The sequence below is a fragment of the Proteus sp. HMSC14B05 genome (assembly GCF_001808035.1).
GTDB lineage: Bacteria > Pseudomonadota > Gammaproteobacteria > Enterobacterales > Enterobacteriaceae > Proteus > Proteus mirabilis.
This window is the reverse complement of sequence record NZ_KV791986.1, coordinates 96633-112234: the sequence shown is the minus strand read 5'-3', so window position 1 is coordinate 112234 and position 15602 is coordinate 96633. Positions and strand designations below refer to the sequence as shown.

The following is a 15602-nucleotide window of genomic DNA, read 5'->3' as shown; positions in this document are numbered from 1 at the left end:
TAAATAGACTTTAATGCCTCGCTATAGCTCTTTACGTTTTATTGCCAAAAGTCTTTTGATGCATCAAAGAACGCTTTCCACTCTTTACTATTTCTGGCCCTTTCTCTGGCGACGTTGTCCATGTAATAACGAATACGCTTAATATCATCAGGATTATCTTTTAATACAACGCCGATTAATTGACGTGCAATCGCACCGGCATTCATCACGCCATCACCTAAATAATGCGCTTCTAACGCACAAGCATAAGCGATATTTACGGCTTCTGCTGTTGACATAACCGCATCAGGTGTTTTGATATTGCCACCATCTTGCGTATTACCTGAACGTAATTCTTGGAATGTGGTAACCAGTAATTCCACCACATCCATAGGAACGGTGATTTCTGTCGCTAAAGTACCTAACTCATTTTCAAGCTGTGATTGGATCAAACTGATTTCAAAAGCTGGATCACGAATAGGTTTTACTGTTTCAAAATTAAAACGTCGCTTTAATGCGGCAGACATCTCATGTACACCTCGGTCACGCAAGTTTGCGGTACCAATCAAGTTAAATCCGGGTTTTGCACTAATACGCGCACCGTCGCCCATTTCAGGGATCATTAACTGCTTTTCGGACATTAAAGAAACCAGTACATCTTGAATTTCAGGAGGACAGCGAGTTATCTCTTCAAAACGAACAATTTTACCTTGTAACATGCCTTGATAAATCGGTGAGCCGACTAATGCTCGTTCTGTTGGGCCTTCTGCTAATAGTAACGCATAGTTCCATGAGTATTTGATATGATCTTCTGTCGTCCCTGCAGTACCTTGGATGGTTAATCCTGAATCACCACTGATAGCAGCCGCAAAAAGTTCTGAGAGCATTGATTTTGCTGTACCTGGCTCACCAACCAGCATTAAGCCCTGTTTGCCTAATAATGTAACAATTGCACGATCAACTAAGGCATCATCACCGAAAAACTTAGGTGTGATACCTAAAGTATCATCACCTAAAATAAATTGGCGCACAGCTCGAGGAGAGCGAAGCCATCCTTGGGGCTTCGGATTATTAGCATCCGCTTTTGTTAAGCGTTCTAATTCTTCAGCAAATCGAACCTCGGCACTTTCCCTAATTGCTTGTTGTTCTTTGGGTGCTTTTTTAGCCATATTCTTTCCTAATTATCCCTAAATTTTACCAAGGTGTTTTCTTTTCCCATTCAGGATCAAATCCTGCACAAGCTTCAGCGACTTTTAGATAATCCGCGTAGCTTTCTGCTAATAAAATCGGTGGTACTTGCTTTAACTCAATATTATTGCGATCCCAGTAATTTTGCTGATCCTTCTCAAAACTTAAATCGAATAAAACCGCTGGAATATTTTCTTCTGGTACATAGCTACCACTAAAACCGATATTGACGTAGTAGTTTAAGCTAGAGAAGAATTTGTAATAGTGAGAGAACGAGCCTCCATCTTCAGCAGGGCCTCGCTGATAGCCCATTTTGGTTAAAATACCCCGTAAGGTGAAGGTGTCTGTGATCCAACCTTTTCGGTCTTCAACTTCTGTTTGTGTCAGATCTAAATCAGGGATCTTATGTTCCATTTGTGAAAATAAGAATTTCACTTTGTAATCTTTGAAGTGTGCAATCCATGCTTTACGCTCATCTTCATTAACTAGGGCGGCGTGAGCTAATTGAATCAAAGAATCATTTTGTAAGGTGACTTCGTCATCTTCAAGGTTAAGTAAAGCACCATCATCAGAAGGGCGGAAGGTATTGATAACTTCACCCTCTTTTACTTCTTGCCAAACTAATTGTTCAATCAATTTATGCATAATAGGGTGAGCTAAAATATACTCTTGCCAATCAGCGCTTAGCCATTGGCGTTGCGCGCACATCGCTTCATATAAACGCACACTTTGTAATTCAATAACTTGTTTAAGTTCTTTTTTACTTGAAGTGAAAAGTTTTTTCGCTTCTTTAATCAGCTCTGGATCGTCATTTTTGCGTGCTGCAGGTAATGACTTAACTTCCTTACCTTCAGGATTAAACAGAACAATTTTTTGTTTTGCATCCATTTTGGCGGTGAAAGTACGCTCACCATATTCCAGTACTAATGTTCCTGAATCATCAAAGCCGGCGGTTGGAATGGTTCTATCGGCTAATTCATCAGCACTCCAACCATTGCGTTCAGCTATTTGCGTAACTAAATTACGCGCTTTTTCCTGCACAGATGCTGTGCGATAACGACGTGATAATGAAAGCAGAAGTTGAATGATAATAGGATCATTACTTGAAGCTACCGCATCAATCATCGCTTCGATTTGCGCACGACGCTGATAGTGATCACGCATATAGTTACGTAATACTGATACTGCAATATGCCCCTCAATTCCACAAATAAGCGCGAGCATTCCTTTATCGCTGATTGCCGAACCTAAATAACGACGTAGTACCTCGTTTTTAATTTCTTCGACGACTTGCTCTAAAGTATAGGTTTCATATTTAGCATAATATTCAGGATAACGTTTGGCCCAATCTTTGTATTGTGTTAATCGAGAAGGGGCATTTTGTTGCGCTTCAGCCATCGCTTCTTCAAGTGTTGGTCCTTTAATATCTTGAGCGACAAAAGTGTGCAGGATAAAGCTTGAAAGTTTATGTTGGCTATCAACGCAAAGTAGGCTGATATAACGTTGTAATAACGCATTACCCCCTGGCATTTTTAATTTGACGGCGAGAATAATCCACCAACGAATAATCGCGGGATCAACCGCTTTTTTGTTTTCCCATGTTAATGCAGGGATCGCCTCGAAGTTAAACCAAGCAAGGCTTGCGGGTGGTTTGGCTTTGAGACCTTTTTCAGCTTCTGCTAATAATGTCTTTGGCGATAAATAGCTTGAAATATCCTCACCTAATTGTTCTAACGCAGTGAGCAGAGCGGCTCGTACTACTTCGCGTTTCTCTTTTTTCAGTAAGGCATTAAGGGCAGGTAATGAGTCAGGGTTATTTAAACGTGCTAACCATTCAATCGCGGTGACTCGAATTTCTTGTTTACTTGAAGTTAAGCCTTCTTGTGCACTTAAGTGAATATTCGGTAAGGTTTCTAATAATTTCTGAGCTGAAACTCGGTGTGTTTTATTTTCACCTAGAGCCAATTCCATGATACGCGGAACGAATTGTGCAGGAATGGTTGGAAAACGGCTTAATACTTCAATACCTTGTGAAGTTTCAAATTGGCGATAGCGGTGTTCACTTTGATTTGGCATTAAGTTTAGCGCTTCTGCAATATAATCAGTATGTTGAGAGAAGAAAGGCCAAACTTGTTCTGGTTTACGGAAACGACGTAAGCCATCTTGATAAGATTCTAAGCACAGCGCCGCTGTGATACGCGTTGCACGTTTGAAATGACATCGTTCTAATACATTTTCAACGTGTCGTAATTCAATATCACTCAATAAACGTTCAGGAATATCACTATTAAAATAGTGAGAGGAAAAGTGATCCGCATGTTGGCGGTTATTGGTGATCACGCGCACGGCATGGAAAAAGGTGTATTCAGGTAAATTAGGAATACGGTTTTTGTGTTTAATTATTTGGATCTCATTGACTTGAATAGTGCCTTGTCCGCTATTGAGTTTATCCACTAATGCGCGACACTGTTTTTCATCAATTTTAGAGAGATCTTTATAATGGCGTTGTGCCCAATTATAAGAGTGTTTAGACGTTTTATTTTCTTCAATTTCACGTTCAGCATTTTCTTTTGCTTTTACTAACATTTCATTGAAGTTATTCACCAGAATATCGCGGGCACTATCGGGTAATGGTGTGTCTTCTAAGGGAGTAAAATCAGGCGCTTTAATGGCTTCAACGGTATTTGCATTATCAGCAACACAAAAACGTTGTAGCGCACTTTCAATGCTCTTGATAACTGCTTTTGAGGTTTCATGTTTTAATGCTTCTGCCAGCACATCACGGTTTTCACCTTGGCGCGCGAATAAATCAGCGGCTTGTGTACGTTGTTTGGGAGTACCATTCATTAAAACATGGGTTAAATTTTCTTTTACGATTTCAGCAGGTAAGGTATTTAAAATAGGTTCAGCCGTTTTTTTGACGGTTCTTAAACTGCTAGTGGCAAGTAAAACAATAATATCTGCAAAAGTATCGCGTAATATCGTATTTTTATTTAGATAATTTATTAGCTCGACTAAGCCATTCGCTGAAAGTTTTTCAACTAATTCTTTTCTAACAAATTCTTGATGTGAAAGTAGATAGTCTTTTAAATCACACAGTTCATAAATACGCTTAAGATTAGCGGCATAATATTCAGAGACATCTTTTCTATCAAAAATTGCAAATAACGCATTTTCACCGGCAATATTGGCCTCTGCTTCGACCATATTGGCGATAAACTCCATACTCCAATGTTTACGATGTTCTAAATTAAGGTTACGTGCATTATCGTAAGTGGTATAAAACGCATCAACTAACAGGTAGATAACCCAAGTGGGGACTTGCGTTGTTGTTACTTTAATATTGATATCTTGACATGCGGCAGCGATGACTTTGGCAAAACGGGCCACTTGCTCTAAGGAAAAACTTTCACCAATCTTTGAGTAGAGTTTATGGCGGGCATTAAGGCCTTGGGTGATAACCTTACCGTACTTTCCTGTATCAACATTACTGGCATACCACCACTCTAATGTTCCCGCACGATGAAAATAAACGGCGGCTTTCGCTGCATCTAGTTTATTTAATTCAAATAGAATTTCAGGGTTTGTACCTGTAAGTACATAATCTAATGCACGCTTAGGTAAACTTTCATCAAATATAGCCAGTAGGACAAGAGAGCCTTGAAGATATTGTTCAGTAATATCGACGTCTTTTTTCCCAAAAATAGGGAGAATATCTAATATTTTTTTTATCACGCCAGTTCCTTAAGCCATGTATGGATAAACAGTTTTTTTTACCATGAAACAGTAAAACGAACAATTTATTATTACTGGCGAAAATAAAGTCAAGGCATAACATTTGTTAAATATATGGATATAAACACTGAAAAAGCCAATCTAACTTTATTAATATTCAATTCATCATTATATAAAATGCAATCTCAGGAAAAAGTACTAAAAGTTAAGAAGTGATAATAAAGGCGTTTTTTGTGGATTTTAAAAAGATTAAGAATTGTCTGTTTAATTTGCTAAGTATTAACACTTAGTCCTGTAGACAAGTTAATCTTTCTATTCTTGATTTTTTCGAAATGTTACAAAATAAAAAGAGCTTCTTATAAATATAACAAGCTCTTTTAAATATATTATTTTGCTGTTTGGCGAGAGAAAGAGAGTAACAAAGCACCTATACTACAAATCAGCAAGGTAATCGCTAAACTTTGTCCCCATCCAGCCAGTGCTAAACCACCACCAATAAGTAAATAGTAGAATAAACCTAATAGTGCACCCGCTGTGCCTAAGCGATCTTTATATTGCGCTAAAGCTGTCGCTAAGATATTTGGAATAGCAATGCCATAGGCAACGACACTTGTCATCATTGGAATAATAAAACTAATGTGATTGCGTAATAAATAAACACCTACAGCACTAATTACTGCAATAATACTTGCAAGTAATACTAATTTCTCACATTGCCAATGATGGCTTAATAATGCTTTATTAATGTAAGAACCAATACCGACACCTATTGCTAATACAATACCACTATAGCCAAAAGTACTTGCACTATAACCTTGATTATCAAACATAAAAGGTGCTAGTTGGTAATAAGCAAATAGACTGATATTAAAAAAAGCAATTAAAAGTATAGTCTTGGCAATTTGCTTATCTTTCAGCATTTTTATCGCTGTTTCCGCTAGTGGTGCGGTTTTTATTGTTGCAGGGCGACTTTCTGGTAATGCAATAGTACTCCACAGCAATAAAACGACGGCGAGAAGAGCAAGGCCACTAAATACCCCTTGATAACCTGCATAGCTCACCAGTAAAGAACCACTTAACATACCAATAGCCGGACTTAATGCGATTGCCGCTCCCATAACGGAAAATACTTTGGCTAATTCTTCACCACTATAAACATCACGCATAATAGTTTGTGTTCCTACAGAGCCAACTGCAGCACCAAAAGCAGAAAGCATACGTAATATCAGTAATACAGAAAAATTATCGGTCATAAAGACACCAATACAAGCAATGGCATAAATAAATAACCCTGCTAACATTGTTGGGCGCCGGCCAATGACATCACATAAACGACCCCATATAATGACACCGAGTGCAAAAGCAAAAAAGTAGAGCGAAAGTGTTTGCCCTGCTTCATTGGCACTGACTCTAAAACCATTTGAAATATCAGTAAGTGCTGGGCTATAAATGGTTTCTGCAATTTGTGGAAACATCATTAACGCAATTGCTAACCATAGAGAGAGTTTTCTGTTCATTCTTTGTTTTCCTAAAGCTTGATACTTTGATGACAGAATACAGTGATAATAATTGTCTTGTTATATATATAAAGACATAATATTTACCAAATAGGACAAGTGATGGCTTGGCTTAATCAATACGACCACTTTGTGCCAGAAGAACACCTTGCATCAGTTGTGGGTATTGCCGCAGAGATGGGAAAACATGATTCAGGTTTTCACTCACATGATAGGGGGCAGTTACTGTTTACTCAATCGGGTTGTATGAGAATTACTTTAGCCTCTCGTGTATCTGTTTTGCCACCCATGAGAATTGCCTGGATCCCGCCAAAACTGGAACATCGAGTCGAGATGTATGCGGCTGTAGGTTATCGTTCAGTTTATATTGCCGATAAATTTCATCATCGTTTCCCAACTGAAAGCGAAATACTGACTATTTCACCTTTACTTAGAGAGATATTAGAGCGTATTGCCATTGCTGATTTTGACACCCAGTGGGAAGTAGGGCGGTATGCAAATTTATTAGCTGTTTTTTTAGATGAAATTCAGCAAGCTAAACGTCAACCTAATCATTTATCAATGCCCAATGATAGACGGTTAAGAAAATTATCTTTCGATGAATTACCTCCGCCACTACAAGAATTAGCGCAATATATTGGCGCTAGTGAAAAAACCATTACTCGATTATTTTATAAAGAAACAGGATTAAGCTATCAACAATGGCGTCAGCAATGGCGATTAATGAAAGCGATAGAGCTATTAGCCACACATCATCGTTATTTAGAAATTAGTCAATTATTAGGGTTTGCCAGCGATAGTGCCTTTATCACTTTTTTTAAGAAAATGACCGGGCAAACACCACAAGAGTATTTAAGAAATTGATCCATGCTAATAGCATAAAGCCCCGCAAAAACGGGGCTTAGCCAGTCAATAAATCGTGTTTAAATCGATTTATTTATTTTTAAGTTCACTATGGAATTTACGCTCGTTATAGCCAGTATATAACTGACGAGGACGTGCAATTTTCAGTCCATCTTCATGCATTTCATTCCAGTGAGCAATCCAACCGATAGTACGTGCAATAGCGAAAATGACCGTAAACATATTTGATGGAATACCTAGCGCTTTTAGAATAATACCTGAGTAGAAATCGACGTTAGGATAGAGTTTTTTCTCAATAAAATACGGGTCATTTAAGGCGATGCGTTCTAATTCCATTGCCACTTCAAGTAAACTGTCATTGAGATTCAGTTCTTTTAATACTTCGTGACAAGTTTCGCGCATGACTGTTGCACGCGGATCGTAGTTTTTATATACACGGTGACCAAAGCCCATTAAACGGAAAGAATCATTCTTGTCTTTTGCGCGTTTAATAAATTCAGGAATATGTTCAACGGTTTTGATCTCTTCCAACATACGTAAACAAGCTTCGTTAGCACCACCATGAGCAGGTCCCCATAGTGAAGCAATACCCGCAGCAATACAGGCAAATGGATTTGCACCTGAAGAGCCTGCAGTACGTACAGTAGATGTTGAAGCATTTTGTTCATGGTCGGCATGAAGAATAAAGATCCTATCCATCGCACGTTCAAGAACTGGGTTAACCACATACTCTTCACAAGGTGTGGCAAACATCATATGTAGGAAGTTACCTGCATAAGACAGATCGTTTCTTGGATAAACAAAAGGTTGTCCTATGGAGTACTTGTAACACATTGCGGCTACAGTAGGCATCTTAGACAGTAAACGATATGCTGTGATATCACGGTGAACTGGATTAGAGACATCAAGCGCATCATGGTAAAAGGCAGCTAAAGCTCCTGTCACACCACAAAGTACAGCCATCGGGTGTGAGTCACGACGGAAACCATGGAACAGGCGGGTGATTTGCTCATGGATCATGGTATGGCGAGTGACGGTTGTTTTAAATTTATCGTATTGCTCTTGGGTCGGTGCTTCGCCATAAAGCAGGATATAACATACTTCTAAGTAGGTTGACTCAGTAGCCAATTGCCCAATTGGGAAACCGCGGTGCAGTAAAATCCCGTTATTACCGTCGATATAGGTAATTTTCGATTCACAAGATGCCGTTGAGGTAAAGCCTGGATCATAGGTGTAATAACCTTTGGAGCCGAGAGTACGAATATCAATGACTTTGGAACCGAGTGTAGGGGAGAGAACGTCCAAGTCCACAGAAGTTTCACCAATCGTTAACTTAGCTTTGTTATCAGCCATTTATAATCTCCTTAGCGCTTATTATGTCTCCTAACAAAGTCGAGGGTATCTTCATAAAGATGCACTTCGATAGTGAAACTATAGTTGATAAAAAGTACCTAGCGAGTTTTATTTTATGGCTTAACACGAGTAAAACCGTAGGTCTATAGTGTGTCACTTTTGTTAAGGAGCTTTTGATGTTATGTTTTTTAGGTGCTTTTTTATGCAAGGCACTTAGAATGTGTTCTGCTTACACTTTTACATAAGTTTTCGATTTCTGGAAGCGTGTTTGCGCACAAAAAAAACATAAACATTAAAAATATGCACCAAATGTAAGAAAAATGTTGTACATGTGTCAAAAATGATAACGATTATTACATTGGATGTTTGAAAAAGTGATCCCTCTCACTGTTCGAACCAAATGTCTAGCACACAAGTTGTGTGGTAATTGTAATAAGTTTGTGAAGCACTTATACTGCGCCCAGGTCTCCGGAACCTTTGTTGTATGGAGAACCAGCGTAACGAATCCACAATTTTTGTAAAATAGACGGATTTAACATTTTACTTAAAGTGTGCCTTTGTACCCCATTCGCTGCTTAATTTCCATCCAGGTCCGGAGGAAGGAAAAATTATAAAAGCTGTGTGGGCATAAATTGTGAAAAAACAAAGACCTGTCAATCTGGATTTACAGACGATACAGTTTCCACTCCCTGCTATCGCATCGATCTTGCATCGTGTCTCAGGGGTTATCATGTTAGTCGCAGTTGGTATTTTACTGTGGTTACTTGGCACCTCTCTCTCATCTCCCGAAGGTTTTCAGCAAGCCGCTGATATCATGACTGGCTTCTTCGCGAAGTTTATTTTATGGGGCATCCTAACAGCATTGGCATACCACATTTGTGGTGGTATTCGTCATATGTTAATGGACTTCGGCTTTATTGATGAAACATTGGTTGTTGGTCGTCGTTCTGCGGCAATTTCAATGATTATTACCGTTATTTTATCAATATTGGCGGGGGTATTAGTATGGTAAGTAATTCTTCTACTTTAGGCCGTACAGGCATACAGGATTGGTTATTCCTACGTGCAACTGCCATCATTATTTTCTTATATGTTTTATATTTTGTCGGTTTTGTTGCAACAACTGATATTACCTATGAAGTTTGGCGTGGATTCTTTAGCTCCTCTCTAACCAAAGTTTTTACCCTATTAACGCTACTTTCTATTCTAATTCATGCATGGATTGGAATGTGGCAAGTGTTAACGGACTATATTAAGCCAATAGCATTACGCTTGACGTTACAACTTATTATTGTCGTTGCGCTGTTGGTTTATCTTATTTATGGAACAATTGTGGTGTGGGGTGTGTAATGAATCTGCCAGTTAGAGAATTTGACGCAGTTGTAATTGGTGCTGGTGGTGCAGGTATGCGCGCCGCTTTACAGATTTCTCAAATGGGTCTGTCATGTGCACTAATCTCAAAAGTTTTTCCTACTCGTTCTCATACTGTTTCCGCTCAAGGTGGTATTACAGTTGCTTTAGGCAATACCCATGAGGATAACTGGGAATGGCATATGTACGATACTGTTAAAGGTTCCGACTATATCGGTGACCAAGATGCTATCGAATATATGTGTAAAACCGGTCCAGAAGCTATTTTAGAGCTGGAACATATGGGACTTCCTTTCTCTCGTCTTGATGATGGACGGATATACCAACGCCCATTTGGTGGTCAGTCGAAAAATTTTGGTGGTGAACAAGCTGCCCGTACTGCTGCCGCTGCTGACCGTACAGGCCATGCACTATTACATACTTTGTATCAACAAAATTTAAAAAATCATACCACTATCTTTTCTGAATGGTATTCGCTGGATTTAGTTAAAAACCAAGACGGTGATGTTGTTGGTTGTACCGCTATTTGCATTGAAACAGGTGAAGTTGTTTATTTTAAAGCTAATGCCACCATTTTAGCGACAGGTGGTGCGGGGCGTATTTACCAATCAACAACCAATGCGCATATCAATACGGGTGATGGTGTTGGTATGGCAGTTCGTGCGGGTGTGCCTTTACAAGATATGGAAATGTGGCAATTCCACCCAACAGGTATCGCAGGGGCTGGGGTGTTAGTGACGGAAGGTTGCCGTGGTGAAGGTGGCTATTTACTGAATAAAGACGGTGAACGCTTTATGGAACGTTATGCACCAAATGCTAAAGACTTAGCAGGTCGTGACGTAGTTGCACGTTCTATTATGATTGAAATCCGTGAAGGCCGTGGTTGCGATGGACCATGGGGACCTCATGCCAAACTGAAACTCGACCACTTAGGTAAAGAAGTTCTGGAATCTCGTCTACCGGGTATCCTTGATCTCTCTCGTACCTTTGCTCATGTTGACCCAGTTAAAGAACCTATTCCGGTTATTCCTACTTGTCACTATATGATGGGGGGGATCCCAACTAAAGTTACCGGACAAGCTATTCGCATGAATGAGAAAGGCGAAGATGAAGTGATCCCAGGATTATTTGCTGTGGGTGAAATTGCTTGTGTATCTGTCCATGGTGCTAACCGATTAGGTGGTAACTCACTGCTTGACCTTGTGGTATTTGGTCGTTCTGCGGGTGTTCACTTAAAAGAGTCTTTGATGGAGCAGGGCACGATGCGTGATGCCAGCGATTCTGATGTTGAAGCTGCATTAACACGCTTACATCGTTGGGAAAATAATCGTTCAGGCGAAGATCCGGTTGAGATCCGTAAAGCATTACAATCTTGTATGCAACATAACTTCTCGGTCTTCCGTGAAGGGGATGCAATGGCGAAGGGCTTAGAAGAGCTGAAAGTGATCCGTGAACGCCTGCAAAATGCCCGACTCGATGATAATTCAAGTGAATTTAATACACAGCGTATTGAGTGCTTAGAGTTAGATAACTTGATGGAAACAGCTTATGCCACAGCGGTATCTGCTAATTTCCGTACGGAAAGTCGTGGTGCACATAGCCGTTTCGATTTCCCTGATCGTGATGATGAAAACTGGTTATGCCATACATTATATCAACCGCAAACCGAAACAATGACACGACGTAAAGTCAATATGCAGCCGAAACTGCGTGAGGCTTTCCCTCCAAAAGTGCGTACATATTAATTAGCGGTGTTATTGAAGTTGCGGAGACTGAATTATGAAACTTGAATTTTCAATTTATCGTTATAATCCCGACGTTGATAATGCGCCGCGTATGCAAGATTACACGCTTGAAGTACCCGAAGGGCGTGACATGATGTTGCTAGATGCATTAATTCAATTAAAGGAAAAAGATCCTACATTATCATTCCGTCGTTCTTGCCGTGAAGGTGTATGTGGCTCCGATGGAGTGAACATGAATGGTAAAAATGGTTTGGCATGTATCACACCTATTTCATCTTTACAGAAAGGAAGTAAGAAAATTGTGATCAGACCGTTACCAGGTCTACCGGTTATTCGTGATTTAATAGTGGATATGACTCAATTCTATACGCAGTACGAGAAGATCCGTCCATATGTGATTAACGACGACAAAAATCCTCCGGCTCGTGAGAATCTACAGTCACCAGAACAACGTGAAAAACTTGACGGACTTTATGAGTGTATTCTTTGTGCTTGTTGTTCAACATCTTGCCCGTCATTCTGGTGGAATCCAGATAAGTTTATCGGACCTGCTGGACTGTTAGCAGCGTATCGTTTCTTGATTGATAGTCGTGATACTGAAACAGAATCTCGTCTTGATGATTTAAGTGATGCGTTTAGTGTATTCCGTTGTCACGGTATTATGAACTGTGTCAGCGTATGTCCAAAAGGGTTAAATCCGACTAAAGCAATTGGTCATATTAAATCAATGTTGCTAAAACATAGTGCATAAATTAATAACCGCCCTAAAATAGTTAGGGCGGTTAATGAAAAAATTAAGTTAGACGTTTGCAATAAGTAGTCTGTGTATTTGTATAAGTTTGTCTTGATAGCGGTTTTTGGAGGCACCTTTAAACACTGTTAGACAGTTTTTAAAGGTTCCTTGAGAGTGAAAAACTCCAATATTTTAAGAACCTGCGAGATAGCGGGTCATAAGAGAACCTTGCAATCGACACCGTTTAATAACGGTACTAGTTATCCACGGCGAACTAAAGCTGTATAGCTTAAGGGATCATAATGCAGAACGGCGCAATGAAGGACTGGCTAGATTCCACATTTCTAGCAGGAGAGAATCAGTCTTACATAGAAGAAATCTATGAAGATTACCTAACTGACCCAAACTCTGTTGACGAAAGTTGGAGAGAAATCTTTCAACAACTACCCGTAAGTCAAGGCGCAGAACAGTCGCATTCTCAAACCCGCGACTACTTCAGACGCCTCGCAAAAGAATCCACTCGATATCATACCTCGGTAAGCGATCCTGCAATGGACTCAAAACAAGTTAAAGTTTTGCAGCTCATTAATGCGTTTCGTTTTCGTGGTCACCAAAATGCTAATCTCGATCCGCTTGGTTTATGGAAAAGAGAATCTGTTCCAGATTTAGATCCTGCTTTCCATAATCTCACCAAAGAAGATTTTGAAGAAACCTTTAATGTTGGTTCTTTTGCTATCGGCAAAGAAACCATGAAACTCGGTGATATCTATGAAGCACTGAAACGTATTTACTGCGGTTCTATCGGTGCTGAATATATGCATATTACCAATACAGAAGAAAAACGTTGGATCCAACAACGTTTAGAATCTGTCAATGTTGCAGACCAATTTACTAAAGAAGAAAAAATTCGCTTTTTAGCAGAACTGACTGCAGCTGAAGGGTTAGAACGTTACTTAGGGGCTAAATTCCCAGGAGCAAAACGTTTCTCTTTAGAAGGTGGGGATGCTCTGATCCCAATGTTAAAAGACTTAATTCGTCATGCAGGGAAACAAGATACCCGTGAAGTGGTACTTGGCATGGCTCACCGCGGACGTTTAAACGTTCTGGTTAATATTTTAGGGAAAAAACCGGCAGATTTATTTGATGAATTTGCGGGTATACACAAAGAGCATTTGGGAACTGGTGACGTTAAATATCACCAAGGCTTTTCATCTGATTTTGCAACAGAAGGTGCTCAAGTTCACCTTGCTTTAGCCTTTAACCCATCTCACTTAGAAATTGTGAGTCCGGTTGTTATCGGTTCTGTCCGTGCTCGTCGTGACCGCTTAGATGAAGCGCGCAGTAATATGGTTCTTCCGATCACCATTCATGGTGACGCAGCAGTGACAGGGCAAGGTGTTGTTCAAGAAACACTGAACATGTCACAAGCTCGCGGTTATGAAGTTGGTGGTACGGTTCGTATTGTTATTAATAACCAAGTTGGTTTTACCACATCAAATCCTAAAGATGCCCGTTCAACAGAATACTGCACTGATATTGTGAAAATGGTTCAAGCACCTATTTTCCATGTAAATGCAGATGATCCTGAAGCGGTAGCTTTCGTCACCCGTTTAGCGTTGGATTTCCGTAATACCTTTAAGCGTGATGTGATGATTGACCTTGTTTGTTATCGTCGTCATGGACATAACGAGGCGGATGAGCCAAATGCAACTCAGCCATTGATGTATCAAAAAATCAAAAAACATCCAACACCTCGTAAGATCTATGCTGATAAGTTAGTAGAGCAAGGTTTAATCGAAGCTAATGATGTTACTGAGTTAGTTAATCTCTATCGTGATGCTCTCGATCGTGGTGATTGTGTCGTTGAAGAGTATCGTCCTATGGGGCTACATTCTTATACATGGGAACCTTACTTAAACCATGAATGGAATGAAGAGTATCCGCATAAAGTCGAAAAATCACGCTTACAAGATTTAGCGCGTCGTGTCAGCACAGTACCTTCTGAAATCGCAATGCAATCTCGCGTCGAGAAAATTTATGCCGATCGTGCTGTTATGGCTGAAGGCGAAAAATTACTCGATTGGGGGGCGGCTGAAACCTTAGCGTATGCCACTTTAGTGGATCAAGGTATTACTATTCGCCTCTCTGGTGAAGATGCAGGCCGTGGCACATTCTTCCATCGTCACGCGGTTATTCACAATCAAACCAATGGTTCAGTTTATGTACCATTAGCCAATATTCATAACGCCCAAGGTCAATTTAATGTTTGGGATTCTGTCTTAACAGAAGAAGCGGTATTAGCATTTGAATATGGTTATGCCACTACTGAGCCTCGCGGGCTGACTATTTGGGAAGCGCAATTTGGTGACTTTGCTAACGTAGCACAAGTGGTTATCGACCAATTTATTAGCTCTGGTGAGCAAAAATGGGGTCGTATGTGTGGCTTAGTCATGCTGTTACCTCATGGTTATGAAGGCCAAGGTCCAGAGCACTCATCTGCACGTTTGGAACGCTATCTGCAATTATGTGCAGAGCAAAACATGCAAGTTTGTGTGCCTTCCACACCGGCGCAGGTTTACCATATGTTACGTCGCCAAGCGTTACGTGGTATGCGTCGCCCATTAATCGTTATGTCACCTAAATCACTGTTACGTCATCCATTAGCGGTATCGAGCTTAGATGAATTAGCGGATGGTAAATTCTTACCTGTAATTGGTGAGTTAGATGAATTAAATCCAGCGGATGTGAAACGTGTCGTGATGTGTTCAGGGAAAGTTTACTACGATTTATTAGAACAACGTCGTGCTAATGGGCAAACAGATGTTGCGATTATTCGTATTGAACAGCTATATCCATTCCCTCATGATGATATGGCACAGATTTTGGCACCTTATGCTCATGTGAAAGATTTTATTTGGTGTCAAGAAGAACCGCTAAATCAGGGCGCTTGGTATTGTAGTCAGCATAACTTCCGTGATGCTATTCCTACTGGCGCAACATTACGTTATGCAGGTCGTCCTGCATCAGCTTCTCCAGCTGTTGGTTATACCTCTGTTCATCAGGAGCAACAAAAAGCTCTGGTTGAAGATGCACTGAAAGTTGAATAAATAAGGATAG

The 15602-nt window shown here is 40.1% G+C and carries 10 protein-coding genes; 6 read left to right on the top strand and 4 right to left on the bottom strand.

Translation table 11 applies throughout. The features are described from left to right. Positions 1 to 38 precede the first annotated feature (38 nt). The 3 genes from HMPREF3129_RS09160 to HMPREF3129_RS09150 form a co-directional block, all read right to left on the bottom strand. A complete protein-coding gene (locus HMPREF3129_RS09160; RefSeq protein WP_004252202.1) occupies positions 39 to 1148 on the bottom strand; it encodes an ATP-binding protein in 1110 nt (369 codons plus the stop codon). 25 nt (positions 1149 to 1173) lie between these two features. Next, the gene (locus tag HMPREF3129_RS09155) at positions 1174 to 4902 is read right to left on the bottom strand and encodes a DUF4132 domain-containing protein (protein WP_036919978.1); all 3729 of its coding nucleotides are present in this window, start codon (positions 4900 to 4902) and stop codon (positions 1174 to 1176) included. Positions 4903 to 5288: 386 nt separating this feature from the next. Further along, positions 5289 to 6419, bottom strand: a complete 1131-nt coding sequence (locus HMPREF3129_RS09150; RefSeq protein WP_004244407.1) for a multidrug effflux MFS transporter — start codon at positions 6417 to 6419, stop codon at positions 5289 to 5291. Positions 6420 to 6521: 102 nt separating this feature from the next. Here HMPREF3129_RS09150 and HMPREF3129_RS09145 point away from each other — a divergent pair, with 102 nt between their 5' ends. Continuing rightward, positions 6522 to 7283 (top strand): AraC family transcriptional regulator, encoded by a 762-nt coding sequence (locus HMPREF3129_RS09145; RefSeq protein ID WP_004247546.1) that lies wholly within the window; start codon positions 6522 to 6524, stop codon positions 7281 to 7283. Between the two features lie 69 nt (positions 7284 to 7352). Here HMPREF3129_RS09145 and HMPREF3129_RS09140 read toward each other — a convergent pair whose 3' ends face one another. Beyond that, complete coding sequence (locus HMPREF3129_RS09140) at positions 7353 to 8636, bottom strand: citrate synthase (RefSeq protein ID WP_004244410.1); 1284 nt, start codon at positions 8634 to 8636, stop codon at positions 7353 to 7355. Positions 8637 to 9267: 631 nt separating this feature from the next. On the opposite strand from HMPREF3129_RS09140, the gene sdhC reads away from it, so the two are divergent. From sdhC to sucA, 5 genes are all read left to right on the top strand, one after another. Next, positions 9268 to 9648 carry a succinate dehydrogenase cytochrome b556 subunit gene (gene sdhC / locus HMPREF3129_RS09135; RefSeq protein ID WP_123059542.1) on the top strand — a complete coding sequence of 127 codons (381 nt, stop codon included), beginning with the start codon at positions 9268 to 9270 and terminating at the stop codon, positions 9646 to 9648. Then, positions 9642 to 9986, top strand: a complete 345-nt coding sequence (sdhD, locus tag HMPREF3129_RS09130) for a succinate dehydrogenase membrane anchor subunit (protein ID WP_004244415.1) — start codon at positions 9642 to 9644, stop codon at positions 9984 to 9986. Before sdhC ends, sdhD begins: the two co-directional genes overlap by 7 nt. After that, the gene (sdhA, locus tag HMPREF3129_RS09125; protein ID WP_004244416.1) at positions 9986 to 11752 is read left to right on the top strand and encodes a succinate dehydrogenase flavoprotein subunit; all 1767 of its coding nucleotides are present in this window, start codon (positions 9986 to 9988) and stop codon (positions 11750 to 11752) included. Before sdhD ends, sdhA begins: the two co-directional genes overlap by 1 nt. Positions 11753 to 11786: 34 nt before the next feature. Then, complete coding sequence (locus tag HMPREF3129_RS09120) at positions 11787 to 12503, top strand: succinate dehydrogenase iron-sulfur subunit (protein WP_004244417.1); 717 nt, start codon at positions 11787 to 11789, stop codon at positions 12501 to 12503. Positions 12504 to 12787: 284 nt separating this feature from the next. Next, positions 12788 to 15592 (top strand): 2-oxoglutarate dehydrogenase E1 component, encoded by a 2805-nt coding sequence (gene sucA, locus HMPREF3129_RS09115; protein ID WP_004244418.1) that lies wholly within the window; start codon positions 12788 to 12790, stop codon positions 15590 to 15592. Positions 15593 to 15602: the final 10 nt, after the last annotated feature.